The sequence below is a fragment of the Nocardia sp. NPDC050793 genome, from assembly GCF_040654065.1.
Classification (GTDB): Bacteria; Actinomycetota; Actinomycetes; order Mycobacteriales; family Mycobacteriaceae; genus Nocardia.
In genome coordinates this window covers 236844-261974 of the sequence record NZ_JBFAHG010000006.1, presented here as the reverse complement: position 1 = coordinate 261974, position 25131 = coordinate 236844, and the positions used below count along the sequence as shown (strand labels likewise).

General features: G+C 67.8%; 28 protein-coding genes. 8 read left to right on the top strand and 20 right to left on the bottom strand.

Going from position 1 to position 25131, the window contains the following annotated elements:
* Positions 1–121 precede the first annotated feature (121 nt).
* Both AB0H50_RS22585 and AB0H50_RS22580 read right to left on the bottom strand, forming a co-directional pair.
* Positions 122–1858 (bottom strand): ABC transporter ATP-binding protein, encoded by a 1737-nt coding sequence (locus AB0H50_RS22585; RefSeq protein ID WP_357455868.1) that lies wholly within the window; start codon positions 1856–1858, stop codon positions 122–124.
* Positions 1855–3705, bottom strand: a complete 1851-nt coding sequence (locus AB0H50_RS22580; protein ID WP_357455866.1) for an ABC transporter ATP-binding protein — start codon at positions 3703–3705, stop codon at positions 1855–1857. The genes AB0H50_RS22585 and AB0H50_RS22580 overlap by 4 nt, the downstream gene beginning before the upstream one ends.
* A gap of 268 nt (positions 3706–3973) precedes the next feature.
* Here AB0H50_RS22580 and AB0H50_RS22575 point away from each other — a divergent pair, with 268 nt between their 5' ends.
* The 3 genes from AB0H50_RS22575 to AB0H50_RS22565 all read left to right on the top strand — a co-directional run bounded on the left by AB0H50_RS22575 (position 3974) and on the right by AB0H50_RS22565 (position 5821).
* Positions 3974–4168, top strand: a complete 195-nt coding sequence (locus AB0H50_RS22575) for a hypothetical protein (protein WP_357456142.1) — start codon at positions 3974–3976, stop codon at positions 4166–4168.
* A gap of 67 nt (positions 4169–4235) precedes the next feature.
* Entirely contained in the window at positions 4236–4688 is a 453-nt protein-coding gene (locus AB0H50_RS22570) for a TIGR03667 family PPOX class F420-dependent oxidoreductase (RefSeq protein WP_357455863.1), read from the top strand.
* A gap of 203 nt (positions 4689–4891) precedes the next feature.
* Positions 4892–5821 carry an RluA family pseudouridine synthase gene (locus tag AB0H50_RS22565; RefSeq protein ID WP_357455860.1) on the top strand — a complete coding sequence of 310 codons (930 nt, stop codon included), beginning with the start codon at positions 4892–4894 and terminating at the stop codon, positions 5819–5821.
* 90 nt (positions 5822–5911) lie between these two features.
* On the opposite strand, the gene AB0H50_RS22560 is transcribed toward AB0H50_RS22565, so the two are convergent.
* A complete protein-coding gene (locus AB0H50_RS22560) occupies positions 5912–6319 on the bottom strand; it encodes a hypothetical protein (protein WP_357455857.1) in 408 nt (135 codons plus the stop codon).
* A 374-nt stretch (positions 6320–6693) separates the two neighbouring features.
* Between AB0H50_RS22560 and AB0H50_RS22555 the strand changes: the two genes are divergently transcribed.
* The 3 genes from AB0H50_RS22555 (at position 6694) to AB0H50_RS22545 (ending at position 10194) form a co-directional block, all read left to right on the top strand.
* Entirely contained in the window at positions 6694–7437 is a 744-nt protein-coding gene (locus AB0H50_RS22555; RefSeq protein WP_357455854.1) for a CPBP family intramembrane glutamic endopeptidase, read from the top strand.
* A gap of 75 nt (positions 7438–7512) precedes the next feature.
* Entirely contained in the window at positions 7513–7908 is a 396-nt protein-coding gene (locus tag AB0H50_RS22550) for a VOC family protein (protein ID WP_357455851.1), read from the top strand.
* Positions 7909–8085: 177 nt separating this feature from the next.
* Positions 8086–10194, top strand: a complete 2109-nt coding sequence (locus AB0H50_RS22545) for a hypothetical protein (protein WP_357455848.1) — start codon at positions 8086–8088, stop codon at positions 10192–10194.
* Positions 10195–10418: 224 nt separating this feature from the next.
* Here AB0H50_RS22545 and AB0H50_RS22540 read toward each other — a convergent pair whose 3' ends face one another.
* The 14 genes from AB0H50_RS22540 to rpsJ form a co-directional block, all read right to left on the bottom strand.
* Positions 10419–12638: an MMPL family transporter gene (locus tag AB0H50_RS22540; protein WP_357455846.1), complete on the bottom strand. Its 2220-nt coding sequence runs from the start codon at positions 12636–12638 to the stop codon at positions 10419–10421.
* Positions 12639–12666: 28 nt separating this feature from the next.
* Positions 12667–13110, bottom strand: coding sequence for an EXLDI protein (locus tag AB0H50_RS22535; RefSeq protein ID WP_357455843.1), 444 nt, complete (start codon positions 13108–13110; stop codon positions 12667–12669).
* A gap of 262 nt (positions 13111–13372) precedes the next feature.
* Positions 13373–14167 (bottom strand): phosphatase, encoded by a 795-nt coding sequence (locus AB0H50_RS22530; RefSeq protein ID WP_357455840.1) that lies wholly within the window; start codon positions 14165–14167, stop codon positions 13373–13375.
* A 322-nt stretch (positions 14168–14489) separates the two neighbouring features.
* A complete protein-coding gene (gene rpsQ / locus AB0H50_RS22525; RefSeq protein WP_357455837.1) occupies positions 14490–14759 on the bottom strand; it encodes a 30S ribosomal protein S17 in 270 nt (89 codons plus the stop codon).
* The gene (gene rpmC / locus AB0H50_RS22520) at positions 14756–14995 is read right to left on the bottom strand and encodes a 50S ribosomal protein L29 (protein ID WP_011207272.1); all 240 of its coding nucleotides are present in this window, start codon (positions 14993–14995) and stop codon (positions 14756–14758) included. Before rpmC ends, rpsQ begins: the two co-directional genes overlap by 4 nt.
* Positions 14995–15411 (bottom strand): 50S ribosomal protein L16, encoded by a 417-nt coding sequence (gene rplP / locus AB0H50_RS22515; RefSeq protein WP_357455834.1) that lies wholly within the window; start codon positions 15409–15411, stop codon positions 14995–14997. Before rplP ends, rpmC begins: the two co-directional genes overlap by 1 nt.
* A 3-nt stretch (positions 15412–15414) precedes the next feature.
* Positions 15415–16221: a 30S ribosomal protein S3 gene (gene rpsC, locus AB0H50_RS22510; RefSeq protein ID WP_357455831.1), complete on the bottom strand. Its 807-nt coding sequence runs from the start codon at positions 16219–16221 to the stop codon at positions 15415–15417.
* Positions 16222–16620 (bottom strand): 50S ribosomal protein L22, encoded by a 399-nt coding sequence (gene rplV, locus AB0H50_RS22505; protein WP_062983231.1) that lies wholly within the window; start codon positions 16618–16620, stop codon positions 16222–16224.
* Entirely contained in the window at positions 16617–16898 is a 282-nt protein-coding gene (gene rpsS / locus AB0H50_RS22500; RefSeq protein WP_067785343.1) for a 30S ribosomal protein S19, read from the bottom strand. The genes rplV and rpsS overlap by 4 nt, the downstream gene beginning before the upstream one ends.
* A 15-nt stretch (positions 16899–16913) precedes the next feature.
* Positions 16914–17750: a 50S ribosomal protein L2 gene (rplB, locus tag AB0H50_RS22495; RefSeq protein WP_067785345.1), complete on the bottom strand. Its 837-nt coding sequence runs from the start codon at positions 17748–17750 to the stop codon at positions 16914–16916.
* A gap of 33 nt (positions 17751–17783) precedes the next feature.
* A complete protein-coding gene (gene rplW / locus AB0H50_RS22490) occupies positions 17784–18089 on the bottom strand; it encodes a 50S ribosomal protein L23 (protein WP_011207266.1) in 306 nt (101 codons plus the stop codon).
* On the bottom strand, positions 18086–18760 hold the full coding sequence (gene rplD, locus AB0H50_RS22485) for a 50S ribosomal protein L4 (RefSeq protein WP_357455828.1): 675 nt from the start codon (positions 18758–18760) through the stop codon (positions 18086–18088). The genes rplW and rplD overlap by 4 nt, the downstream gene beginning before the upstream one ends.
* Positions 18757–19422, bottom strand: coding sequence for a 50S ribosomal protein L3 (gene rplC / locus AB0H50_RS22480; RefSeq protein ID WP_357455825.1), 666 nt, complete (start codon positions 19420–19422; stop codon positions 18757–18759). Before rplC ends, rplD begins: the two co-directional genes overlap by 4 nt.
* A 14-nt stretch (positions 19423–19436) precedes the next feature.
* Positions 19437–19742: a 30S ribosomal protein S10 gene (gene rpsJ / locus AB0H50_RS22475; protein WP_003938093.1), complete on the bottom strand. Its 306-nt coding sequence runs from the start codon at positions 19740–19742 to the stop codon at positions 19437–19439.
* A gap of 605 nt (positions 19743–20347) precedes the next feature.
* Between rpsJ and AB0H50_RS22470 the strand changes: the two genes are divergently transcribed.
* Entirely contained in the window at positions 20348–20824 is a 477-nt protein-coding gene (locus AB0H50_RS22470; protein ID WP_357455822.1) for a hotdog fold domain-containing protein, read from the top strand.
* Positions 20825–20891: 67 nt separating this feature from the next.
* The gene (locus AB0H50_RS22465) at positions 20892–22088 is read left to right on the top strand and encodes a lycopene cyclase family protein (RefSeq protein WP_357455819.1); all 1197 of its coding nucleotides are present in this window, start codon (positions 20892–20894) and stop codon (positions 22086–22088) included.
* 104 nt (positions 22089–22192) lie between these two features.
* On the opposite strand, the gene AB0H50_RS22460 is transcribed toward AB0H50_RS22465, so the two are convergent.
* The 3 genes from AB0H50_RS22460 to AB0H50_RS22450 are packed head-to-tail and all read right to left on the bottom strand — an operon-like array spanning position 22193 to position 24875.
* On the bottom strand, positions 22193–23047 hold the full coding sequence (locus AB0H50_RS22460) for an ABC transporter permease (protein ID WP_357455817.1): 855 nt from the start codon (positions 23045–23047) through the stop codon (positions 22193–22195).
* A gap of 2 nt (positions 23048–23049) precedes the next feature.
* Complete coding sequence (locus AB0H50_RS22455) at positions 23050–23868, bottom strand: ABC transporter permease (RefSeq protein WP_357455814.1); 819 nt, start codon at positions 23866–23868, stop codon at positions 23050–23052.
* 2 nt (positions 23869–23870) lie between these two features.
* Positions 23871–24875: an ATP-binding cassette domain-containing protein gene (locus AB0H50_RS22450; RefSeq protein ID WP_357455811.1), complete on the bottom strand. Its 1005-nt coding sequence runs from the start codon at positions 24873–24875 to the stop codon at positions 23871–23873.
* Positions 24876–25131: the final 256 nt, after the last annotated feature.

Here is a 25131-nt window from a genome sequence, read left to right as displayed (position 1 = left end):
GCCTTTGCTACGGCCATGAGCGGATTGTCGACGAGCTCCGTCCGGCAGGCGTAAGCCGGTGACGGAACCGATCGGGCCGCCGCGGAACACTCCGCGGCGGCCCGATCTCGTCCTCACCGCGTCACACCGCGGCCGCCTCCAACCGCCAGCCGGACGCGCGGCTGCGCTCGTTCCAGAAGTCGGCGTACCGACCGCCTTGCGCCAGCAGCTCGACGTGCGTGCCGCGTTCCACGATGCGACCGCCATCCACGAACAGGATCTGGTCCGCGTGCGCGATGGTGGCCAGCCGGTGCGCTACCACGATCACGGTCTTGCCTCTGGTGAGTTCGTGCACGCCGCGCACCACCACCGCCTCGCTGTGCGGGTCCAGCGCGCTGGTCGCCTCGTCCAGCAGCACGATCGGCGCGTCCTTCAGCAGTGCGCGGGCGATCGAGACCCGTTGCCGCTCACCGCCGGACAGCGCGGCGCCGCCCTCGCCGACGGCGGTGTCGTAGCCGTCCGGCAGGCGCTCGGCGATCTCGTCCACCCGCGCGGCCTCGGCGGCGCGGCGCACCTCGGCGTCGGTGGCCTCGGGGCGGCCGATCCGGATGTTGTCCGCCACCGACCGGTCGAACAGGTAGACGTTCTGGAAGACCAGCGACAGCTGGTCGAGCAGCGTCTCCGAAGGCTGATCGCGCACATCGTGTTCGCCGACCGCGACCCGTCCGGCGTCCACGTCGTAGAACCGCGCGGCCAACCGAAGCAGCGTCGTCTTGCCCGCGCCGCTGGGGCCGACGATCGCCGTCGTGGTCCCGGCGGGGACGCTGAAGGTGATGTCGGAGAGGACCGGTTCGCCCGGGCGGTAGCCGAAGCTCACGTTGTCGAAGATCACGGTCGGCACGCCCGGCGTCACCGGCGAATTCGCTTCGGGCAGCGACTTTTCGGCGAGCAATGCGGTGACCCTGTCGACCGCGGCGGCGGCCGAGCGCAATCCGTTGCCCAGCTGCGCGGCCTGATTCAGCGGCTCGATGAAGCGCGAACTCACCGCGATCAGCGCGATCGCGACGGCGACCGAGACGGCGCCGTCGGTCACCCTGGCGATCACCACATAGACCAGGACCAGGAACACGGCCTGCACGAAGAGCGCGAAGACGATCAGGCTCGGCACCGAGGTGAAGACCATCCTGGTGTTGGCCGAACGCTGCTGCCGCAGCGCGCCGTCCAGCGCCTTGTTGCCAGACCCGACCGCACCGAACGCGCGCAGCACCGGCTGTGCCTGCGCGAATTCCACCACGCGCGAATCGGCTTCGGCCGCGGCCTCGTGCATGCCGCGGTCGGCCCGATGGTAGGCGCGGCCCGCGAGGCCGTTGACGAGAAACAGCACCGGGGCGGCGAGCAGCATGGCCAGCGCGATCCGCCAGTCGACGAACAGCATGCCGACGGCGACGCCGAGCGGGACCACGATGCCGCTGACCACCTTGGCGATCAGATAGGCCACGGTGCCTTGGATTTCGCGCACGTTCTCCACCGTGACCCGCGAGAGCGGTCCCGCGCTGCGGGTTTCGAACCAGCCCAGCGGCAGCGCGTTCAGGTGATCACCGAGCCGGGTTTGCAGTCCGCGCTGCATGCCGACCGCGATGCGCAGGCCGAGCGAGGCTTGCAGGTAGCCGAACACCGCGACGGCGCCGACGGCGAGCAGCATCAGCAGCGCCCAGAACCAGGCGCGGCCGAGGTCGTCGTCGAACAGTGACTCGAGCACCGGCACCAACAGCAGATACCCGATCGCCTGACTGATCGCCTGCATCACGATCGCGACGAGCAAACGCGTTGTCAGCGGAGCGAATTCGGCGGGCACCAGTCCGAATATCTTGCGTATCATCGGGCTGCCTCACTTTCCACGAGCGAGACCGCGCCGATGGCCGCCTCGTTGATCTCCCAGAGCCGCTGGTAGACGCCGCCCGCCGCACACAAAGTGCGATGGTCGCCCTGCTCGACGAGGGATCCGTTCTCCAGCACCAGAATCCGGTCCACACCGGTGATGGTGTGCAACCGGTGCGCGATGACCAAGACAGTGCGCCCGGCCACAAGCGCAGCAAGCGCGTCCTGCACGGCCGCCTCCGACTCGGGGTCGGCGAAAGCGGTCGCCTCGTCCAGCACCAGCACGGGCGTGTCGGCGAGCAGCGCGCGGGCCACCGAAAGCCGTTGCGCCTCACCGCCGGAGAGCGTGGCGTCGACGCCGATCTCGGAGTCGTAGCCGCGGGGCAGCGCGAGGACGCGGTCGTGGATCTGGGCGGCGCGGGCGGCCCGCTCCAGCGCGGCGTCGTCGGCGTCGGGGGCCGCGAGCCGCAGGTTCTCCCGGACGGTGCCGCGGATCAGCCGCACGTCCTGGAAGACGAAACCGACGGTGCGATAGAGCTCCTCGCTCGGATAGTCGCGAATATCGCGGCCGCCGATGGTGATCCGGCCGGACCCGACGTCGTAGAAGCGCGGCAGCAGTTTGGCCAGCGTCGACTTGCCGGAACCGCTGGGGCCGACCAGCGCGGTGATGGTGCCCGGCCGCAGCTCCAGGTCGATCTCGCGCAGCACGTCGTGGCCGTCGCGGTAGCCGAACCCTACGGATTCGAAACGGACGAGGCCCGGCTCCGCGTGGCTCGGTCCGCCGGATTCCGTTGCGGCGGAGGCGAGTTCGGGACTCTGCTGCACCTCGTACAGGCGCTCGGCCGCCGCGCCCGCGGCGCGCAGCGCCTGTCCCCCGTAGCCGAGGCCGAGCAGCGCGCTGCCGAGACCGAGACCGACCAGCAGGAACGGCAGCACGTCGAGCGGGGCAAGCCAGTTCGCGCCGACGCCCGCCAATCCGGCGGCCACGATCACCAGCATCACGAACACCGGGGAGATCATGATGTCGGCCACCGCCTGGAGCCGGATCATCGGCGTCTTCCACCGGTCGAAGCTGTCGGCCTGGCCGTCGACGGCGTCTTGGAACTCGCGATGCGCCTTGCCCGCCTGCCCGAAGGCCCGCACCACCTGGATGCCGTCGACGAACTCGATGGTCGCCTGTTGCACCCGGCGCTCCCAGCGTGTGTAGACCGCGAGGCGGTCCATGCTCTCGCGATCCATCATCTTGCGGAAAGCCATGGCGTAGGCGAGCAGCGGCAGCAGCAGGACCAGAGTCAGCCGCCAGTCCACGGTGAACAGATAGCCGAGCGAAACCAGCGGCACGAGCAGCGCGCCGACGAACTCCAGCCGCGCGTGCGCCACCAGGTAGTGCAGCGCCTCGACATCGTCTTGCAGGTACTTCTTCACCTCGCCCGACCCGTGCTCGCCGAACCAGCCGAGCGGCACCCTGGTCAGCTTGGCGGCGAGCGCGCGGCGCACGGTGAGCTGGTAGCCGCCGTCCACCAGGTGCGTCCAGGTCAGCGCCGCCGCCTGCAGCAGGGCGCGCACCAGCAGCACCAGCATGGCGAGAACGAACAGCCGCCACACCCGATCGGTGTCCGCCGTGGCGTCGAGCAGCTCGCGACAGGCCTCGACGATCAGGATGAACGGCACCACGGTGCACACCGAGGCGATCGCCATGACGAGACTGGCGAGCGTCAGCGCCCCCTGCACCGGCGCGAGAATCTCCTTGCGCGCCAGCGCCTGCTGTTGCTTGCGTTGTTTCGCCACCGCCCGGGGCGGCCGGTTCCCCGTCTCCGCCGCTGCGCGCGGGGTGACCTCCACCGTCATATGTCCTCGCCTCTCGACGTTCTGGCGCGTATCGCCGGAATCCGCGCCCATCATCACACAAGAAGATAGGTAAGGCTAACTTTCCTTGGGTGGTGGAACGGCAGGCGAACGGGGGTCGACCGCAGGTTGCGGGCGGGAGACCCGGCTTGCCGCCGTCCGACGCCGCGTCGAAGGTTGCGTGAACGGCGCCCCGTCTCCGTTCCGGAACACCGGCTCGGGAACTACCTTTCCCCGTTATCTACCCGTCTCCAGAGTCGGAGTTGTGGAAATGTTTGTCACACAGATTGTTTCGGCCATTACCGATTGCCACGCCGATCCCGGGGAACTCTCCGCGCCCCAGGCCCATCGCGCGATGCAGATCCATCTGCAATGCTCCGTCGAACTGTGCCGGGTGCGCCGACGAGCGCGGCAGACGCTGGTCGAGGCGCGGCGCATGGTGCTCGACGAACGCGCCGAGCCCTGAACGCGCGATATTCGGACACACCAGCGCCGACCGGAATCGGCGTCCGCTCGACAGCGTTGACCAGAGCATGACCTCAACGGCATCCGATCGCCCCACCGCGCCCGTCGTCGACACCGGCACCGAATTCGGCGCCAAGGTCGCCGAACGCCTCGACCGCGAGCACGTCCTCTGGCTCACCACCGTCGGTCCTTCCGGGACGCCGCAACCGAACCCGGTGTGGTTCCAGTGGCGCGACGGCGAGTTCCTGCTGTTCAGCCAGCCGGACAAGGCCAAGGTGCGCAATATCGCCCGCAACCCGCGCGTCTCGCTGAACCTCAACAGCAACGAACACGGCGGTGACGTGGTGGTGTTGACGGGGACGGCGAGGATCATCGAGGAAAGGCCGTCCGACGACGAAATCGCCTCGTATACAGAGAAGTACACCGAGGGGCTGGCGGACATCAAGATGTCGGCCGACGAGTTCTACGCGGAATACTCTGTGCCCATTCGGATTACGCCGGATCGGTTGCGCGGCTTCTGATTCGGTCGTGAGCACCGGGCCGTTGCTGTCGGCAGGCAAGCGGCGGCGCCACATCACGCGGGTCCGGTGCTCGCCTGCGGACCGGCGTTCACCCTGGCCCGGTCCTCGACCGTTCCGGTTCTCGATCGTTGCGATGCCGCGACGCCTGAGCTCCGGCCGCCCGGTCGCGGCCGGTTGACCTGGGGCGATTAGAGTCGTCAGCGATGAGAAGAAGGCAGCAGCCGCCGCTGCCCAAGCGGTACGGCTTGGACCCGGCCCGGCTGAGACTGCCGGAATCGGGCGAGTGGGCGACGATTCGCGATCATCTGGTCGAGCGGCTCCCCCGTGTCGCGCCGGAACGGATCGATGAACTGCTACGCGCGGGCGAGATCGTCGACCTCGAAGGGCCCCTCACGCCGGACGCGCCGTACGTCCCCGGCGGAGCCGTGTGGTTCCACCGCGACCTGCCGGACGAGACCGACGTACCGTTCGACATCACCGTCGTCCACCGCGACGAGAACCTGCTGGTGGTGGACAAACCGCACTTCCTCGCCACCATTCCGCGCGGGCAGCACATCCGGCAGACCGCACTGGTCCGGCTGCGCCACGAATTGGATCTGCCCGATCTGGTGCCCGCGCACCGACTCGATCGGGTGACCGCGGGGCTCCTGCTGTTCGTCGTCGACCCGGCCCGGCGCGGGGCGTACCAGACCATGTTCCACAAGCGCGCGGTGCGCAAAGAGTACGAGGCGATCGCCCCTTATCGGCCCGAGCTGGACCTGCCGCGCACGGTGCGCAGCCGGATCGTCAAGGAGAAGCAGGTGCTCGCGGCCCAGGAGGTCGAGGGCGAACCCAACGCGGAAACCGTCGTCGACCTGCTCGAACACCGCGACGGGCTCGGCCGCTATCGGCTGCGACCGCTGACCGGCCGGACCCACCAGCTGCGCCTGCACATGAACGGCCTCGGCGTGCCGATCCTCGGCGACGATTTCTATCCGGTCCTCACCGACAAGCCGGTGCACGATTTCACGCGGCCACTGCAGCTGCTCGCCGCGTCGCTCGAATTCACCGATCCGGTCACCGGAGAGCCGCGCCGTTTCGAGACGACCCGAAGCCTCGCGGCGTGGACCGACCACGCCGCGTGGGCGGGCTGACAAAAGAAAGGAGGGCCGGTCGACGGAACAGGGGATGTCGACCGGCCCTGAGCGCTCGCGGTGGTGGCTACGTCACCGCGAGCGCGGCTCTCAGGAACCCATCCAGGCCAGCGGCCCGGCGCCGCAGGTGGCGCTGCCGGTGAGGGTGGGCTCGGCCACGTTCACCTTGATCTCGTACGCGAGGCCTTGCAGCGCGGACAGCGTGTGGGTGCCCGACTTCTTCGGCTTCCACTGGACGGTCGCCTCGCCGTTCACCGGCTTGACCGGGCTGCCCGGAATGACCAGCGCGTTGTCGTAGAACCAGACCTCGAACCAGTGGTTCACCTTCGCGGTGACCTGGTAGGTGCAGCCCGCCTGGAGGCTGTTGGACGAGACGGTGAGGTTGTCGATCGTCGCGGAAGCATAGGGCGCGGCCAATACCGCCGCGCAGCCCACTGCGGCCAGCGCCGTGAGGCCGGCGCCCAGCCGTCGACCGGCACGCTTCTTGGTTGCGCTCATGCCCGCGCCTCGCTCGCGCTCGGCTCCGGCGTGCGCGCGGCGCCCAGACATGTGATTCGCTCACTTCGTTCGCTCATGCCCGCGCCTCGCTGGCGCTCGGCTCCGGCATGCGCGATGCGCGCTGGCACATGATTCGCTCACTTCGTTCGCTCATTCGGAAACTCCTCTTCGAAACGCACGCGGGGTGCGCATGAGCGGACTGTATCGATCGTCCAGTTCCTCGCGGGCGGGTTTGGCGAAAAAACTGAAACATGTTTCATTCAGATTGGCCGACGGATAGCCTCGGCGCGACCGCGCCTGCCGGGAAGACCGGCACTGTGATCAGTCGCTCAACCAAGGGCGAACCGCGCGGGCCGGACCCTACACTGGGCCGGGTGCGTCAAACGGACCTCGAGGAAGCAGCCCCGGCCCGCGGCAAACTGCACGCTTATATCGATGTGGCGGTCGTGATCGTCGTCCTCGCGGGCACCAACCTGATCGCGCACTTCACCACCGCGTGGGCCAACATCGTCACCGTTCCCATCGCCGCGATCGTCCTGCTCGTCATGGTCCGCAGGCGCGGACTCGGCTGGGCCGAACTCGGGCTCTCCCCCAGGCACTGGCGGCGCGGATCGCTGTACGCCCTGGCCGCGGTCGGCATCGTGCTCGCGGCGGTGGCCATCGGTGCGCTGCTGCCGATGACGCGTCCGTTCTTCCTCGCCGACCGGTACGCCACCATCTCCGGCGCACTCATCGCGTCGATGATCGTCATCCCGCTACAGACCGTCATCCCCGAGGAACTCGCCTTCCGCGGCGTGCTGCACGGAACCTTGGATCGCGTCTACGGCGCGCGCGGGGTGTTCGCGGCGGGCTCGCTGCTCTTCGGCCTCTGGCACATCGCCTCGTCTTTCGGCCTCACGACCAGCAACCGCGGGCTCACCGGCTTCCTCGGCGGCGGCCTGGCGGGACAGATCGTCGGCATTCTGCTCGCGGTCGCCGCGACCGCCGCCGCCGGCGTCGTCTTCACTTGGCTGCGCCACCGCAGCGGCAGCCTCCTCGCCCCCATCGCCCTGCACTGGTCCGTCAACGGCGCGGGCGCCTTGGCCGCCGCCCTCGTCTGGCAGACGACAGTGGCCTAGGCCCGATGCCGTGCCGCGTCGCTTGGCGCGTCAAGCATGCTTCCCAGTCGCCGGCCGCGGTTCTAAGTTCGAGTAGTGCCTCTCGGACATCTCGGCATCAACGTCACGGATCTCGCCGCGTCGCGTGCGTACTACGACGAAATGATGCCCCTCGTCGACTACGAGCGTTTCCTGCTGGACGACACTCAGTTCGCCTACCGGCCCGCCCGCGGCAAAGTCGGCACCTATCTGTTCTTCTATCCGGCCGAACAGCCGGGATATTCGCGCGTGAAACCGGGACTGCAACACCTCGCCTTCATGGTGCGCACGCGCGCCGAGGTCGACGCGGTGCATTCCTGGGCGGCCTCGCGCGGCGACGAAATAGTCCATCCGCCGCGCGAATTCCCGGAGTATCCGCCGCCTTATTTCGCGACCTTCTGGATCGGGTACGACGGCGTGCTGCTGGAAGCCGTGTGCCATAAGGACGCTTGATCTTCGCCCGAAGGGCCCGCGCTACCTGGGCGGACACTCGGCGCTCTCGAGCGCTGCCGCCGTTCGCATTGACCGAGGCGGGCCGCCGGTTTAGTCTCATCGCGTTCACACATATGTTCGAGCACACTTGTCGACGCCGAGAAATCGGCACGATATCGGCTCCAGGGAAGGCTCGCGATGCCCGACGAACCGTCGACCGGCAATTCCGAGATAGCGGCACTGGCACAACGGGTCGCGACGGCGCGCGGGAAACTGCCGTTGCAGCACGACACCGCATTGGTCGAGGTGCTTTCCGACGCGGAGATCGCCGCGGAACGCGAACTCGCGGAATGGATCCGGGCGCAGCGGCGCGGTCAGCGGCGGCGCGCCATCGAGGACGAGCTGGCCGCCGAGAAGCTCGACCGGCGCACCACGGCCGCCCTTCGCCGCGCCGAGGAAGCGGACGCGCGCTGGCACCGACGCGCGCTGGCGGCCCGGCGTCGCGTCGCCAACCAGGACGCGCGGCTGGCCCAGCTCTACCGCCGCGCCGAATGGTCCTCGCGGGCGCTGATCGGCATCGTCATCCTCGGCATGGTGTGGGCCGGGGTGAACGTGCAGCACAACCTCGTCCCGAGCGGCGATATGTCGGATCCGCTGTACTGGCTCAGTTACGGCATCGAGGCGATGATCTCCATCCCGATCATCACCATCATGGTGGTCGCGACGACCGCCGCCCGCTGGGGACGGGAGCTCCCGCGCGGCAAGGTGATCGTCTTCGAGGCGGCGCTGCTCGGCACCACCGTCGCGCTGAACACCGGACCGCATCTGGCCGCGGGCGATCTCGGGCGAGCGGCCGAATACGCGATCGCGCCCGCGATGGTCGGCGTGGTGATCTGGTTGCACGCGTGGGTCGCCGCGCGGTACGCGCAGCTCATCGACAGCGTGCCGATCGTGGACGACACCGCGGTGCCGAAGTTGCGCGGGGCGTACGGGTCCGCGGAGAGGCAATGGGACACCGCCGGACTGGTCGTGGACTCGGCCGGTGGACCGAGCGCGATCGCGACGTCCGGCGCCGACACCACTGCCGGATTCCGGGCGGGCTATGTCGAGCCGCAGCCGCTCGAGAACACCAGGGGCGGGCCGACTTCCGTGCCCGCCGCCGACGCGGAGAAGCAGCCGCTCGACGGCCCCTACGCCGAAGCCGTTTCCGCCGCCACGAACTCCCCCGCCTCCACGGACACTCCGGTCACCTCGAACTCTCGCGCCTCCTCGAGCACTCCGCCGACCACGAACTCTCACGCCTCCACGAGCAGTCCGACCACCTCGAACTCCCCCGCCTCCAAGAACACTCCGCCCTCCACGGAGACTCCTGCCTTCATGGACGCTCCGACCGCTGCGGACACTCCGGCCTCCGAGGACGAGGAACCCGGACCGGACGCGACTACGGATGAAGCTTCGATGGCCGGGCTGTCGTACTTGGTCCCGCTCTCGTTGCTCACCGGCGGCCTCGCCGAGGAAGACGACGCTCCGCGGACACCGCGACGCAACGGATCGTCCAACGGCCGCTCGGCCCACACCGCGAACGACGCCGCCGCGCAGCCGGTCCACTTCGCGCAGACCCGGCTCCGACCGGTGAACGGCAACGGTCGCACGGCGCCGACCATGTGGGCGGGCTCCCATGCCCTGCAAACTATTTCGTACCCGAGCTCGGATGCCGCCGAAGGGACCGAGCCCGTGAACACCACGGACGCTGTCGATCTCGCCGAGTTCCAGGCCGTCCGCGGCGGCAAGCCGACACCCGCGCCCGATGAGCACGCGGTCACCGACGAAGCCACGCCGATCCTCGACCCCAATGACTCCGAACAGCCGGAACCGGCGCGGGCCCGAACCACCCGGCGGCACAACGCTTCCGGCGCGAAGTCCGGCGCTGACGACACCGCGCCGCGCGAGCGTGCCGAGGCAACCGCCGAACAGCTCACCTTGGAGCCCGAACCGGAACCGCAGCGTCCGCGCAGCACCGAGATCATCCTCGCCACCCAGCGCGCCATCGCCGAGGAGGACGCGGACGACGAGCTCGACCAGGAACCGGACAGCGCCGAGGACGAGGTCCGCTTGGTCGCACGGAACATCGCCGAGCAGGGTCTGTCCAAGCTGCCGGTCGAGCAGATCGCCGACATCCTCACCCTCGCCGACCAGTCCTGGTCCAGCGCGGGCATCGCCAAGGAGGTGGGCGTGTCCGGCTCCGCCGTGGCCCGCGTCATCGACTCCGCGCACAAGGTGCGCCGCCCGTACGCAGCCAGCAACTGAATCGTTGTCGCACGCCGAGATCTGTGCGGTCGCACTCGCCCGGCCCGCCGAACTGCGCATCCCGCATGGTCTCGATCAACTCCGCTGCGGTTTCGAAGCCCTCCTCCATTCGCCGCTGGCGATCACCGCCGAACACACAACCAGCGGCTGCGTCGATTACGCAGCGAACACCGAAAGGCTGTTCGTCGAAATACTTTCGACGAACAGCCCCTTCGGATCATGGTTCAGCTCTGCCAATTCCCGGTGGTAGACCGATCAGGGACCGCTTCCACTTGCCTGGCGTCAGCGGACGTCGTGTAGTACGCGGCACGCACGTAATCGACTTCGCCAGAACTACTTTCGGCTGACTTCGGAGCGCGATCACCGTGCCCCGGCCACCAAGCGCGATGGCCGAGGAGGGCGGTGATCGCCGGGGTGAAGAACATCGCCATGACGAAGGCGGCGATGCCGATGCCGACCGAGATCGCGAAGCCCATCTGGGAGAGCATGCTGTTGCCCGCCAGCATCATCGATGCGAAGGTGCCCGCCAGGATCACACCCGCCGCGGCGACCGTCGGCCCGGTGTGCCGGACGCTCAGCGCCGCCGCCTCGCGCGGGTCGCGCCCCTCCCTGGTCTCCTCCCGCAACCGGGCGATCATCAGGATGTTGTAGTCGGTGCCGAGCGCGACGACGAACAGGTACATGATCACCGGCAGCGTGAAGATCAGGCCGGAATCGCCCTGAATGTGCTGGAAGACCAGCACCGTTGCCCCGAGGGTCGCGGCGAAGCCGAGGAAGACCGAGGCCATCAGGTACCAGGGCGCGACCAGGCTGCGCAGCAGCAGGGCGAGCACCAGCATGATCAGGATGGCCGCCACCGGGAACACGATCGAGTAGTCGCGGTTCATCGCATCCTGGAAGTCCACGAACACCGCGGTGATACCGCCGACCGCCGACGTCGAGCCCGCGGGCGCCGCGTCGTGCGCCGCCGCGCGCAACGGACCGCGGACCGTGTCGAGCGCGGCATCGGATTCCGGCGCGTCAGCGAGGGTCACCTGGAAGTTCGCGATGGTCCCGTCGGCCGAAACCATCGGTTCGCCGACCGCGCCGACGCCGGGCACCCTGGCCAGCGCCCCGCGGTACCCCTGCAGCTGATCGGGCGTCAACGGCCCGTCCGGCGCGTGCAGCAGCACGTCCGACGGCTGGGTCGCGCCCGCAGGCATGCCCTTCAGCAATTCCTTGTTGTAGACCACGGATTCGGACGCGTCGGAGGTCGAGCCCGAGCCGAGGTCGAAGGTGGGATTGAACCCGATGGCGAAGACGCTCAACGCCACCAGCACACCGCCGGAGACGACGGCGAACACGCCGGGCCGCCGGCCCATTGCCGCGCCGATCGCGGTGAACCGCGCGCCCTTCGGCTCCACCCGCCACGCCTTGGACGGCCAGAACACCTTGGTCCCGAGCAGCGAGACGATCGCGGGAACCAGGGTGAGCCCGGCCACCAGCGCCCCCGCGACCGCGATAGCCAGCGCGGGCCCGAGCGCGCGGAACATGCCGAGGCTGGAGAGCGTCAGCGCCATGAAGGCGATGATCACCGCGCCAGCCGCCGAGGTGATGGCCTCGCCGACGCGGGTGACGGCGCTGACCATCGCGGTCTTGGCATCCTCACCCGCGCGCAGGCGTTCCCGGTACCGGAACATCAGGAACAGGATGTAATCGGTGCCGACGCCGAACAGCACCACCACCAGCATGGAGTTGACCGAGGCGTCCATCTCCAGGTCGAAGGCATTGGCGACCATGGCGATCAGGCTGCCCACGATGCTGGAGACACCGCCGATCACGACCACGGGAAGTAGCGCGATCACCGGACTGCGGAAGATGATCAGCAGCAGCGCCAGGATCAGCACGATGGTCGCCGCGCCGACGATGGCCAAGCCCCGCTCACCGGACTCGGTCTGGTCCAGCGTCTGCGCGGCGGCTCCGGTGATGCCCGCCTTCAGGTCGGTGTCGCGCACCTGCTCTTTCAGGTTGTCGCGCAGGCTCTTCACCGCGTCGCCCTGGGTCTTGTCGGAAGCGTTGGTGACCTTGGTCATCTGCACCGCGATGACCTGGATCAGCCGGTTGTCCGAGGGTGGCGTCGCTTGAATTCCGGTGACGCCCTCGATGTTCTTCCCGCCGAGCGCCGCTGCCGTTGCGACGACCGCGGTCGAGTCGTTCTCGGTCAGCGCGGCGCCGTCCTCGCGAGCGAAGACGATCAGCGCCGCGGGCGGAGAATTCTGCGGAAATGCCTTCTCCTGCAACTCCATCGCCTTGATCGACTCGTAATGCGATGGCAGGAATTTGGATTGGTCGGTGGTCGAGGTGAATTCCGGGGCGGAAGCCACCACCGCGATCGCGGCGATCAGCCACACGCCGATCACCTTCCACGGATGGTGGACGACGAGGCGCCCGAGTCGGCCGAACATTTGGTTCCTTTCGTTGGCCTGGATCGGCTCAGATATCGAGGTCTTGGGAGGATCCGTGCTCGGCGATATCGGCGACGGTGCGGTAGACCTTCGCGGGCACCAGTTCTCGCACCTCTTCGACCGAATCCACCACGGTGACGGTGAAATCGCCCCAGCCCTGGTCGCCGAGGCCGATCATGTTGCGCCAGTTCTTCCAGTCCAGGCTCAGGTTGGTGAAGACCGCGAAGTCGGACCAGTCCGAGAACTGGCGCTGCACCACGTATTTGCCTTTACGGCTCTGGTAGACGCGCACCACCTCCATCCCGTCCTTGGCGACCCGGCGTGCTTCGATGAGCCGACGCCCGTGGAAACGCTGGGTGCGGCCGCCGCCCGGCCCGGCCTTCAGCACGATCTCCTGGAGATCGCCGGCCTTGTGGATGTCGATGGAATCGCCTTCGGCCGGTGCGAAAGCTGGGTGCTGATCGTTCGTCATGATGTCCCCGTTTTTCATTCGTCAATGCGCATGCAGGCATGGTTCAACTACCGGCGGGCCCCTCATTCGGTCCGTCGTAGCCGGGCGCTGTGCGGTTGTGGATGACGTCGTGCGCGTTCACCCGCACTCGGTCTCGAGACACTATAAGTAGATGTATACGTATAACGCAAGTGCCTCGCGATCAGGCGCGATACGCGAACGAGCGGAGTGACATGGTGGCCAACCCCGGCGGCTCATCCGCCGCAAGGATTGCCGACCTCGGCTACATGAGCTGCGCGCGGTGCAGGAGGTAGGCGGTGAGCGGCTCGTAAAGCGGCGGAGCTAGGCCGTCATCGAGGGGGACGGTGACCGCGATCTTGCCTTCGTCCTGGCCTGCGAAGAGCGCCGGATCGTTGCAGTCGGCGAAGCCGACGGTTTCGATGCCCGCTTCACCCGCCGCACCCGCCCAGCCGTGATCCGCGACGACCAGTCGCGGGAGTTCGCTGTCGAGGCTCGCGAGCATGGCCCGCATCGGCTCGGGGTCGTGCGTGTGCCGCCACCGCCCATCCGTGCCGACCAGTGCGGCGACGCCAGAGTCATAAGCGATTTCGCGATGCGGGGAGGACTCCCAGAGCCGGGATTCGTACGACCAGCCCGCCGCGGGTGTGAGCACGGTGCAGCCGGCGGTTCGCAGCGCATCCTCGATCGCCCGGTACACGCCGAGCAGAGTCTCCGGATGCCCGGTCGCCAGCAGCACCGTCGCGCGGTCGGCGGCCGCGGCGCCGAGGCGCTCCCCCATCGCGTCGAGCGCGTCGAGCGTGAGATCCGGATCGATGGTGTCGACACCCCGCGTATGTTCCGGATTCGGATCGACCCCGCACCGCCGCGCCATCATCGCCAACGTCTCGTCGAACGACCAATCCCGCAACCGCAACCCGAACAGATACCGCGGGTCCTTGGCCGCCATCCGCCCGTAATGCCGCAGATTCCCTTCCCGCGGCGTCGCCACCTCCCCGGCGATGCCACAGCGCACCAGTTGCGCCCGCAGCGCCGCCCGCGACACCCGCTCCGATCCCATCGCACCCCTCCGAACTAGCTGAGCCGCAGGTCTGGCACGGTCCGGTATCCACCGGCCAATGGACAGCCCGCCACTCGACGCAACGGCCGATCACCGAGTACGTTACCCGCGACAATCAGCCGTCAAGCGGGTTCCGCCGTCGAGATTCACGCGTTGTCCAACCCTCACGCGCACGAACAGCGCACCTGCCGCAGGCCGCGGACGCGCCAGCCTGTTCTCGAAGTCGTTCACCTGGCGCACGGGAACCGGCACCCGAGTACGGCGAAGGCCCGCTCCCCGGATGGGAAGCGGGCCTTCGAGATTCATGCCGCGGAGCGGGGAATTACTTCGCCTTCTCCAGGACCTCGACCAGACGCCAGCGCTTGGTGGCCGACAGCGGGCGGGTCTCCATCAGCTGAACGCGGTCGCCGATGCCGGCGATCTCGTTCTCGTCGTGGGCCTTGACCTTCGAGGTGGTGCGGATGATCTTGCCGTAGAGCGGGTGCTTCACCCGGTCCTCCAGCTCCACCACGATGGTCTTGTTCATCTTGTCCGAAACGACGTAGCCGATCCGCACCTTACGACGGTTGCGCTGCACAGCGTTCTCACTCATGCCGCATCTCCCTTACCTGCGGGTCCGGTGGCCAGACCGAGCTCACGCTCACGCATGACCGTGTAGATGCGCGCGATCTCGTGACGAACGACGCGCAGACGACGGTTGTTGTCCAGCTGACCCGTCGCCATCTGGAAGCGCAGGTTGAACAGCTCTTCCTTCGACTCACGCAGGCGGGAGACGAGTTCCTCTTCGGTGAGCTCGCGGAGCTCTGCGGCCGGTGTACCGGTTGCCATCAGAACTGCTCCTCCCTGGTCACGATCCTGCACTTCATCGGGAGCTTGTGCATCGCGCGGCGCAGCGCCTCGCGAGCGGTCTCCTCGTTGGGGTAAGACAACTCGAACATGACCCGACCGGGCTTCACATTCGCGACCCACCACTCTGGCGAACCCTTACCGGAACCCATGCGGGTCTCGGCGGGCTTCTTGGTGAGCGGACGGTCCGGGTAGATATTGATCCAGACCTTGCCGCCACGCTTGATGTGGCGAGTCATCGCGATACGCGCCGACTCGATCTGCCGGTTGGTGACGTAGGCAGGCTCGAGCGCCTGGATACCGAATTCACCGAAGGCCACCGACGTGCCGCCCTTGGCCATGCCCGAACGGCTCGGGTGGTGCTGCTTGCGGTGCTTGACCTTGCGAGGCATCAGCATGCGTCAGCCCTCCTGCTTTTCTGCCGGGGCGTCCGCCACCGCAGTGGCGGCGGAGCGCCCGGCCTCGACACCGGTCGCGGTGGTGCCGGCGGAACCGGAACGACGCGGGCGGCTCGGCCGCTCCCGGCGCGGACGATCGCGATCGCCCGCCGGAGCGCTCGCGGCGGTCAGCTCACGCTTGCCACCGACGATGTCGCCCTTGTAGATCCAGACCTTCACGCCGATGCGACCGAAGGTGGTCTTGGCCTCGTAGAGGCCGTAGTCGATGTCGGCCCGCAGCGTGTGCAGCGGCACCCGACCCTCACGGTAGAACTCCGAGCGCGACATTTCGGCGCCGCCGAGGCGGCCCGAGCACTGCACACGGATGCCCTTGACGTTCGGCGAACGCATGGCCGACTGGATGGCCTTGCGCATCGCGCGACGGAACGCCACACGGTTGGACAGCTGCTCGGCCACACCCTGGGCAACCAGCTGCGCGTCCGACTCGGGGTTCTTGACCTCGAGGATGTTCAGCTGAACCTGCTTGCCGGTGAGCTTCTCCAGCTCGGCGCGGATGCGGTCGGCTTCCGCGCCGCGGCGGCCGATCACGATGCCCGGACGCGCGGTGTGGATGTCCACCCGCACGCGGTCACGGGTGCGCTCGATCTCGACCTTCGAGATGCCCGCCCGCTCCATGCCGTTGGCCAGCAGCCGACGGATGGCGACGTCTTCCTTCACGTAGTCCGCGTACTGCTTGTCCGCGTACCAACGCGACTTCCAGTCGGTGGTGATACCGAGGCGGAAGCCATGGGGGTTGATCTTCTGTCCCATTTACTTTGCCCCTCCCTTCCGGCGGCTGCGAGCAGCACCGGCAGTGGGCACGCTCTCGACCTCGATGGTGATGTGGCTGGTGCGCTTGCGAATCCGGAACGCGCGGCCCTGGGCGCGCGGCTGGAAACGCTTCATGGTGGCGCCCTCGTCGACGTAGGCCGTCGAGATCACCAGCGTGGCCGGGTTCAGGCCGAGGTTGTTCTCGGCGTTGGCCGCGGCGCTGGCGACGACCTTGGCGACCGGCTCGCTCGCGGCCTGCGGCGCGAACTTCAGGATCGCGAGAGCGTCCTCGACCCGCTTGCCGCGGACGAGGTCCACGACACGGCGAGCCTTCATCGGGGTGACGCGCACGTGCTTCGCGGTCGCCCGGGCAGTGGGGTTCTGAGTCTCAGTCGTCATCGCCGCTTGCTCTTCCGGTCTTCCTTGACGTGGCTCTTGAACGTCCTGGTCGGCGCGAACTCACCGAGCTTGTGCCCGACCATGGACTCCGAGACGAACACCGGGACGTGCTTGCGGCCGTCGTGCACCGCAAAGGTGTGCCCGATGAAATCCGGGATGATGGTCGAACGACGCGACCAGGTCTTGATGACCTGCTTCGTGCCCTTCTCGTTCTGCACGTCCACCTTCGCGAGGAGGTGGTCGTCGACGAACGGGCCCTTCTTGAGGCTGCGTGGCATTTCTTACCTCCTCCTTCAGCGCTTCTTGCCGGTCTTGCGACGGCGGACGATGAGCTTGTCGCTCGGACGGTTGGGCTTGCGGGTGCGGCCTTCCGGCTGACCCCACGGCGAGACCGGGTGGCGACCACCGGAGGTCTTGCCCTCACCACCACCGTGCGGGTGGTCGACGGGGTTCATGACGACACCACGGACCGTGGGACGACGGCCCTTCCAGCGCATACGGCCGGCCTTGCCCCAGTTGATGTTCGACTGCTCGGCGTTGCCGACCTCGCCGACGGTGGCGCGGCAGCGCACGTCGACGCGACGGATTTCACCAGAGGGCATACGCAGCGTGGCGTAGGGGCCTTCCTTACCGAGCAGCTGGATGCTCATGCCCGCGGAACGGGCCAGCTTGGCACCGCCGCCCGGACGCAGCTCCACCGCGTGGATGGTGGTACCGGTCGGGATGTTGCGCAGCGGCAGGTTGTTGCCCGGCTTGATGTCGGCCGTCGGGCCGGACTCGATCGGGGTGCCCTGCTGGATACCCTTCGGCGCGATGATGTAGCGCTTCTCGCCGTCCACGTAGTGGAGCAGCGCGATGTTGGCGGTCCGGTTCGGGTCGTACTCGATGTGCGCGACCTTGGCCGGGATGCCGTCCTTGTCCAGGCGACGGAAGTCGATCAGACGGTAGGCCCGCTTGTGACCGCCACCGCGGTGGCGAGTCGTGATGCGGCCGTGGGCGTTACGACCACCGGTCTTGGTCAGCGGACGAAGCAGCGACTTCTCCGGGGTGGACCGGGTGATCTCGGCGAAGTCCGAGACGCTGGAGCCGCGGCGGCCCGGCGTTGTCGGCTTGTACTTGCGAATTGCCATGAGTTCTTCTCTGCTTTCTGGATTCCCGTCCGCTTACGCGACCGGGCCTCCGAAGATCTCGATGGGCTTGCTGTCGGCCGAGATGGTCACGAGCGCGCGCTTGGTGTTCTTGCGCTTGCCGTAACCGAAGCGGGTCCGCTTGCGCTTGCCCTGACGGTTGGCGGTGTTGACGCTGGTGACCTTCACACCGAAGACCTTCTCGACGGCGATCTTGATCTGCGTCTTGTTGGAGTCCGGGTGCACCAGGAAGGTGTAGGTGCCTTCCTCGATCAGTCCGTAGGACTTCTCCGAGATGACCGGCGCCAGCAGGATGTCGCGGGGGTCGGCGATGGTGGTCACTTGCTCTCCTCCTGTGCCGCCTCGGCGGGACCGTGAACGAAAGCGTTCAGGGCCTCGACGCTGAACACCACTTCGTCGCTGTTGAGGACGTCGTAGGTGTTGAGCTGATCCGGGGCGATCGGCTGCACGTTCTGCAGGTTCGCCACGCTCTTCCACGCGGCGATGTCCTCGCGGCCGACGACGACCAGGAACTTCTTGCGGTCCGACAGCTCGGCCAGGAAGGTCTTGGCGGTCTTGGTCGACGGGGTCTGACCCGCGACCAGTTCGGTGACCACGTGGATGCGCTCGTTGCGGGCCCGGTCCGACAGGGCGCCACGCAGGGCAGCGGCCTTCATCTTCTTCGGGGTGCGCTGGCTGTAGTCGCGCGGCTGCGGGCCGTGCACGGTGCCACCGCCCGCGAACTGCGGCGCGCGGGTCGAACCCTGGCGGGCGCGACCGGTGCCCTTCTGGCGGTACGGCTTCTTGCCACCACCGGAGACCTCGCCGCGAGTCTTGGTCGCGTGCGTGCCCTGACGGGCCGCGGCCAGCTGTGCGACGACGACCTGGTGCATCAGCGCGATGTTGGCGGTCACGTCGAAGATCTCCGCGGGGAGGTCGACGGTGCCGTTGGTCTTGCCGCCGATCTCCTTGACCGGCAGCGTCAGGTTGGCCTTCTTCTCGAGGCTGGTCATGCGTGCGCACCACCCTTCACGGCGCTCTTGACGATCACGACGCCGCCCTTGCGACCCGGGATCGCACCCTTGATCAGGAGCAGGCCGTTCTCGGCGTCCACCTTGTGAACCGACAAGTTCTGGGTGGTGACGCGGTCGTTACCCATCCGACCCGACATGCGCATGCCCTTGAACACGCGGCCGGGGGTGGCGCAGCCACCGATGGAACCCGGGCGGCGGTGCACGGCCTGCGCACCGTGCGAGGCACCCTGACCACGGAAGCCGTGGCGCTTCATGGTGCCCGCGAAGCCCTTACCCTTGCTGGTGCCGGTGACGTCGACGTAGGCGCCCTCTTCGAACACGTCGGCGTTGATCTCCTGGCCGACCTCGAAGGTGGAGGCGTCCTCGACCCGGATCTCGACGACGTGGCGACGCGGGGTGACGCCGGCCTTGGCGAACTGGCCGGAGGTCGGCTTGTTCACCTTGCGCGGGTCGATGGCGCCGAAAGCGACCTGGACGGCGCTGTAGCCGTCGCGCTCCACGGTACGGATCTGGGTGACCACGTTCGGGCCCGCCTTGACGACGGTGACCGGAACGACGCGGTTGTTCTCGTCGAACACCTGGGTCATGCCGAGCTTGGTGCCCAGGATGCCGGCCGCAGGCCGGTTCTTGTTGTCAGTCATGTCTCGAGTCCCCGTCACTGAATGTTGACGTCGACGCTGGCCGGCAGATCGATGCGCATGAGCGCGTCGACCGTCTTCGGCGTCGGGTCGAGGATGTCGATGAGGCGCTTGTGCGTACGCATCTCGAAGTGTTCGCGCGAGTCCTTGTACTTGTGCGGCGAACGGATGACGCAGTACACGTTCTTCTCGGTCGGCAACGGCACCGGGCCCACGACACGGGCCCCGGTGCGGGTCACCGTCTCCACGATCTTGCGCGCAGACGCATCGATCGCCTCGTGGTCATAGGCCTTGAGCCTGATGCGGATCTTTTGTCCCGCCACGCTAAGTGTCCTTTTCTCCGCTTTCCTTCGTGATCCGGAAGCCGGGCTTCCGCACCACCCTCATTTGCACAGCCCGAACCACGAAGACGTCTCAGCCCGAGTAGGTCAGGCCCGGAGGAGGCAGCCTGCGTAATCGCAGGGCCCCCGCTCGGGCAAGATCCGACGCAGTGGAGACCACGACCGGGGCACGCCCGATCCTCGCCGCTGTTCATCTGTCATGGTTCTCCGGTCCACGCGGTCGGGCGTGTCGCCTTCCCGCTTATTCCTCGGCCCGGATCGAAAACTTCATCTCAGGCTCGGAACAACGTCCCGGACGTACTAACACCGGAACCCGGTGAAGCACACGATTGGGTACTGCTCGCCTCACCGATCACGCCCCGTTTCATCCGAAACAGGCACGACCTCGTGCAAGGCAACCCGAACAGTATGCCCGAGACCCCCAACCCACTTCAAATCGCCCCCGCTGTCGCCCCGATCACCCCCGCGCGTCCCCCAACTTCGCAGGTCTTCCGCACGCTTCGCAGAGGTTGGAGCCCCTGCGAGGCGTGTGAAGACTCTGCGAGGACCTATGGAGTACGGAACTTACTTTTGAGTAAGATAGCGGCATGAGAAAAGAGACCGCGACGTTGCGCGGGTGGAAGAAGCTGCCGGACAACCGGCTGGGGCATGCGCTGTTCTCGCTGGGCATGGTGGCGCGGGTGCCGTACTTCGGCACAGTGCTCCCCAGCGTCGTGCGGCTGGAGCCGGGGCTGTGCGAAGTGACCTCGCCGAAGTGGTTCGGCATCCACAACCACCTGGGCACCTTCCACGCCATCGCGGCGTGCAACCTGGCCGAGGTGGCCATGGGCATGCTCAGCGAGGCCACGGTGCCGACCACGCACCGCTGGATTCCGAAGGCGATGAACGTGCAGTACTTGGCCAAGGCCGAGACGGGGTTGCGCGCGGTGGCGAAGCTGCCAGAGATCCCGGACTTCACGCAGGTCACCGAGGGCCGGGATCTGGTGGTGCCGGTGTCGATCTACGACAAGCATGGGCTCGAAGTGGTCCACGCGGACATCACCACATGGGTAACGCCGAAATAGTGGAGTTGGCCACTGCTGAACCCATGATTGGTTGCACCGGGATCAGCGCAGCGGATTGAATGCGGATATGAGTGACGGTGCGGTCCGGGCGGCCGATCTGTGCGTCGTCGGGCTCGGCCCGACCGGACGGGCGCTGGCCCATCGCGCGACGCGGGCGGGGTTGCGGGTGATCGCGATCGACCCGCGGCCGCAGCGGCTGTGGCCGCCCACTTTCTCCTGCTGGGTCGACGAGCTGCCGGAGTGGTTGCCGCCCAGCGCGATCGGGGCGCGCATCGAATCACCGACGGTGTGGACGAAGACCGAGCACCGCATCCCGCGGCCCTACTGCGTGCTGTCCAAGCAAGGTCTCTACGACGCGCTGCCCCTCGACGACGCGCAGGTGATCGCCGGGCGCGCCACCCGCGTCGACGCGCACGAGGTCGAACTGGCCGACGGCACGGTATTGCGCGCCGCGACGGTGTTCGACACCCGTGGCCTGCCCACGCTCGGGCAGCGCAGGGCGGCCAGCGCGCACGGCATCTTCGTCGACGAGGAGACCGCCGCCCCGATGGTCGGCGCAGGCGAGGGACTGCTGCTGGACTGGCGGCCGGAGAACGGCGCGGGGCCCGGCGAGCCGCCGTCGTTCCTCTACGCGGTCCCGATCGGGGACGGCACGGTGATTTTCGAGGAGACCAGCCTCGGCCTTCGCGGCGGTATGCCGCAACACGAACTGCGCAAGCGGACATTGAATCGGCTTGCCGCCCACGGCATTCGGCTCACCGGCGCGGAACCGAGCGAGGCCGCCCACTATCCGCTGGATCAGCCGCCGCCGAAGAAGGGCGTTGCGCGGGCGGTTCCGTTCGGATCGCGCGGCGGCATGATGCACCCCTGCACCGGCTACAGCGTGTCCGATTCGCTCGCCCTGGTCGACACGGCGGTCGACGCGCTGCGCACCGGCCGCGACCCGATCGACGCGCTGTGGCCGTGGCGGGCGCGGCTGGTCTATTGGATGCGCATGCGCGGCCTGTGGGGCCTCGGCAGGCTGACCACCGAGCAGTCGATCGCGATGTTCGACGCGTTCTTCACCGAGTCCGAACGCGGACAGCGCGCGCTGCTGTCCGCGCACGACGACTACGCCGCGCTCGGCGCGGTGCTGTTCAACACCGTCTCGCACACCTGGCCGTTCCGCTGGCGCTTCGACCTGGTCGGCTGGACGAACCGCAACCGCTGGGCCGGTTACGAGTTCGCCCGGCCGCGCGAGCCGATGGCCACCGAGATCGAGTAAGCCACGCGGACCGACGGCAAAGGCCCTCGGTCGGCGCCACCCCCGGCGGCACCGGATCGAGGGAAGGCGAAGCCGAGGGCCAGGCCGACGAACCCGATTGCCGATCAGGCGGTTTCGGCCGCCCTGCGGTAACCGCGAACCGCGGGCCAGGCGAACACGACGATCAGGCCGACGGTCCACGCGATCGTTTTCAGCAGCGGCTCCGCGACCGGCCCACCCGCGGAAAGCCCGCGCATGGCGTCGATGGCGGTGCTCATCGGCTGATTGCCGACCACGTCTTGCAGCCAGGTGGGGTAGGCGAACACCGGGACGAATCCGGTGTTGAAGAACATCAGCAGCGTGTTCACGATCGTGATCAGGCTGACCAGCAGCACGCCCTCGGTGAGCGTCGCGAGCGCCGTGCAGAGCACCGCGAAACCGACACCGAACAGCACCGGGATGCCGATCAGCGCCAGCGCCGCCAGCGGTCCCTGATCGAAGCGGAAGCCGAGCGCCATACCGACCAGGATCACGAACAGCGTCGTGATAAGCACACGCACCGCTTCGGCGAGCAACCGTCCCGACAGGCTGGCCGCGCGGTTCATCGGCATGGTCCAGAACCGGCTCAGCAGGCCGGTGGCCTTCTCCACCTTGAAACCGAGCGCGCTCACCACCGCGCCCGACATGGCCGCCACCAAGGTGATCAGCGGAACCTGGCCGTAGATGGCGTCCATGCCGGTGTTCCTGGTGATCGTCGAGCCGAGCACCACGTCGAACATGAGCAGGGTAAGCGCCGGATAGATCAGCGTCTGGATGGTGGTCGCGGGATCGCGCATCCAGCCGATCAGCAGTCGCTTGCACTGCAACAGGCTGTGCTGCGCCCAGGTGCCGATCGCGTGCTCCGAGCGCGCGGCCACCGTCGGCAGCGGTGCGAATCCCGCGCTCTGCTCCTCGGTCCCGGACTCCGTCGTCTGCGTCACGATCACGACCGCCTCACACTCGCCCACACCGCGAACGGCGTGAACACCACCGTCAACCCGATCAGCCACACCAGCGGCACCCACAGCACACCCCAGCTCACCCCGTCGCCTGCCATATCGCGCAGCGCGAAGGAGAACTGCGAGATGGGCTGGTTGCGCACGAACGGCTGGATCCACTCCGGGAAGCTGCTCTCCGGCACGAACCCGCAGGACAGCATGCCGAAGATCAGCGTCGGCAGCGTGAGCGCCTGACTGAGCTGCTCCGGGCTCTTTGTGAGGCTGCCGAGACCGTCCGCGCCGACGGCGAGCACGGTGCCGATGGCCAGCGAGAACCCGCAGAACAGTACGGCCTGGCCGAAGCCCGCGCTGAACTCGAAACCGATCAGGTATCCGAAGAGCAGCGCGCCGGTCAGCGAGGTGACCGAACGGACCAAGCCCGCGCAGATCCGCGACGTGAGCGGAACCAGCGTGCCGATCGGCATGGTCTGCAGTCGGGTGCTCAGGCCGGTCATCGCCTCGAACGCGGCGAGCTGCGCGTTGGAGAGCATGGTGAACGCCATGGTCTGCAGCACGATGATCGGCATGACGAACTGCGCGTAGTCGATGCCCTGGAGCTTCATCACGAAGCGCAGCGGCAGATAGAAGCCGAGGGTGAACACCAGCGGCGTCACGAAGGCGACGATCAACTCGCCCTTGGTGGCCATGGTCTTCACCACGCGCCCGGTCAGCGCCCGCCACTGCGCGAACGAGGACGGCTGGGCGACGGGTAGCTCGGCGAAGAGTTCGGCCGCCTCGGGGGTGGCCGGTTCGGTGGCGCTCACGGTCACGAGTGACCGCCCGAGTGGCCGGTGAGGGAAAGGAAGACGTCGTCGAGCGATGGCCTGCGCAACGCGATGTCGGCCAGCGCGACGCCCGCGCTGTCGAGCCTGCGCAGCGCCTCCGACAGCGTGGTCGCGCCGTTCGGCGCCGGGAACGAGAGCCGGTCGCTGCCGTCGAGTTCGGCGGTGACGGCGGCGGGCACCAGATCGCCCAGCGCGTACGCGGCGGTCAGCACCTGCTTCGGGTCGAGCGGGACCACCTCGCAGTAGCTGCCGCCGGTCTTCTCCTTGAGTTCCTCGGCGGTGCCTTCGGCGATCACCGTGCCCTTGTCGATGACGATGATGTTGTCGCTGAGCACGTCGGCTTCCTCGAGGTACTGCGTCGTCAACAGCACCGTGATGCCCTGGTCCTTGAGCACGTTCACCAGATCCCAGACACCTTGACGGCTGCGCGGATCCAGACCGGTGGTCGGCTCGTCGAGGAACACGACCTCGGGGCGCACGACGAGACCGCAGGCGATATCCACGCGGCGGCGCATGCCACCGGAGTAGTGGCGCACCGCGCGCTTGCCCGCGCTCACCAGATCGAATTCCTCGAGCAGGGTGTCGGCGCGCTTGCGGGCCGCCGACTTGCCCAAGCCCATCAGCCTGCCGAAGAGTTCGAGGTTCTCGCGGCCGGAGAGGTTCTCGTCCAGGGCGGCGTACTGGCCGGTCATCATGATCGAGCGACGCACGCCCGCCGGGTCCTCGCAGACGTCGTGGCCCGCGACGACGGCGGTGCCAGAATCCGGGCGCAGCAGCGTGGAGAGGATCTTGACCGTGGTGGTCTTTCCCGCGCCGTTGGGTCCCAGGATGCCGAGCACACTCGCCTTCTCGACGGTGAAGCTGATCCCTTGCAGTGCGTGCACGTCGCCGAACGACTTGCGGACGTCCTCGACGCGGACCGCTGGATCGCGCTCGGTCAATTCTGGCTGGCGCGCCGGCGATTCTGCTTGGTTCAAGCTCGGCATCAACTCTCCACTATCGGGGCGGGGCGGCGATTCGATCGCCGGACGCACTGGAGTACGTCGGGGTGGTGATCCCTGCCGCTTGGCGTGATGTTACCGGCATCTCGCGTCCTGGACCGACGACCAGTCCATACCCAGACGCAGGGCCGAATAAGTGTGGGATTCATCACATTAGAAGCCGCTCCGCAGTACGGCGCAGTATCGATCCTGGTCGAGGCATGGCAAGGGCAGTGCAGGGGCGGCGGCACAGCCTTGTCGG

Excerpts from the sequence above, each read along its gene's own strand:
- AB0H50_RS22585 (WP_357455868.1), bottom strand. The coding sequence starts at position 1,858 with ATGATACGCAAGATATTCGGACTGGTGCCCGCCGAATTCGCTCCGCTG.
- AB0H50_RS22580 (WP_357455866.1), bottom strand. The coding sequence starts at position 3,705 with ATGACGGTGGAGGTCACCCCGCGCGCAGCGGCGGAGACGGGGAACCGG.
- AB0H50_RS22575 (WP_357456142.1), top strand. The coding sequence starts at position 3,974 with ATGTTTGTCACACAGATTGTTTCGGCCATTACCGATTGCCACGCCGAT.
- AB0H50_RS22570 (WP_357455863.1), top strand. The coding sequence starts at position 4,236 with ATGACCTCAACGGCATCCGATCGCCCCACCGCGCCCGTCGTCGACACC.
- AB0H50_RS22565 (WP_357455860.1), top strand. The coding sequence starts at position 4,892 with ATGAGAAGAAGGCAGCAGCCGCCGCTGCCCAAGCGGTACGGCTTGGAC.
- AB0H50_RS22560 (WP_357455857.1), bottom strand. The coding sequence starts at position 6,319 with ATGAGCGCAACCAAGAAGCGTGCCGGTCGACGGCTGGGCGCCGGCCTC.
- AB0H50_RS22545 (WP_357455848.1), top strand. The coding sequence starts at position 8,086 with ATGCCCGACGAACCGTCGACCGGCAATTCCGAGATAGCGGCACTGGCA.
- AB0H50_RS22540 (WP_357455846.1), bottom strand. The coding sequence starts at position 12,638 with ATGTTCGGCCGACTCGGGCGCCTCGTCGTCCACCATCCGTGGAAGGTG.
- AB0H50_RS22535 (WP_357455843.1), bottom strand. The coding sequence starts at position 13,110 with ATGACGAACGATCAGCACCCAGCTTTCGCACCGGCCGAAGGCGATTCC.
- AB0H50_RS22530 (WP_357455840.1), bottom strand. The coding sequence starts at position 14,167 with ATGGGATCGGAGCGGGTGTCGCGGGCGGCGCTGCGGGCGCAACTGGTG.
- rpsQ (WP_357455837.1), bottom strand. The coding sequence starts at position 14,759 with ATGAGTGAGAACGCTGTGCAGCGCAACCGTCGTAAGGTGCGGATCGGC.
- rpmC (WP_011207272.1), bottom strand. The coding sequence starts at position 14,995 with ATGGCAACCGGTACACCGGCCGCAGAGCTCCGCGAGCTCACCGAAGAG.
- rplP (WP_357455834.1), bottom strand. The coding sequence starts at position 15,411 with ATGCTGATGCCTCGCAAGGTCAAGCACCGCAAGCAGCACCACCCGAGC.
- rpsC (WP_357455831.1), bottom strand. The coding sequence starts at position 16,221 with ATGGGACAGAAGATCAACCCCCATGGCTTCCGCCTCGGTATCACCACC.
- rplV (WP_062983231.1), bottom strand. The coding sequence starts at position 16,620 with ATGACGACTGAGACTCAGAACCCCACTGCCCGGGCGACCGCGAAGCAC.
- rpsS (WP_067785343.1), bottom strand. The coding sequence starts at position 16,898 with ATGCCACGCAGCCTCAAGAAGGGCCCGTTCGTCGACGACCACCTCCTC.
- rplB (WP_067785345.1), bottom strand. The coding sequence starts at position 17,750 with ATGGCAATTCGCAAGTACAAGCCGACAACGCCGGGCCGCCGCGGCTCC.
- rplD (WP_357455828.1), bottom strand. The coding sequence starts at position 18,760 with ATGACCAGCCTCGAGAAGAAGGCCAACCTGACGCTGCCGGTCAAGGAG.
- rplC (WP_357455825.1), bottom strand. The coding sequence starts at position 19,422 with ATGACTGACAACAAGAACCGGCCTGCGGCCGGCATCCTGGGCACCAAG.
- AB0H50_RS22470 (WP_357455822.1), top strand. The coding sequence starts at position 20,348 with ATGAGAAAAGAGACCGCGACGTTGCGCGGGTGGAAGAAGCTGCCGGAC.
- AB0H50_RS22465 (WP_357455819.1), top strand. The coding sequence starts at position 20,892 with ATGAGTGACGGTGCGGTCCGGGCGGCCGATCTGTGCGTCGTCGGGCTC.
- AB0H50_RS22450 (WP_357455811.1), bottom strand. The coding sequence starts at position 24,875 with ATGCCGAGCTTGAACCAAGCAGAATCGCCGGCGCGCCAGCCAGAATTG.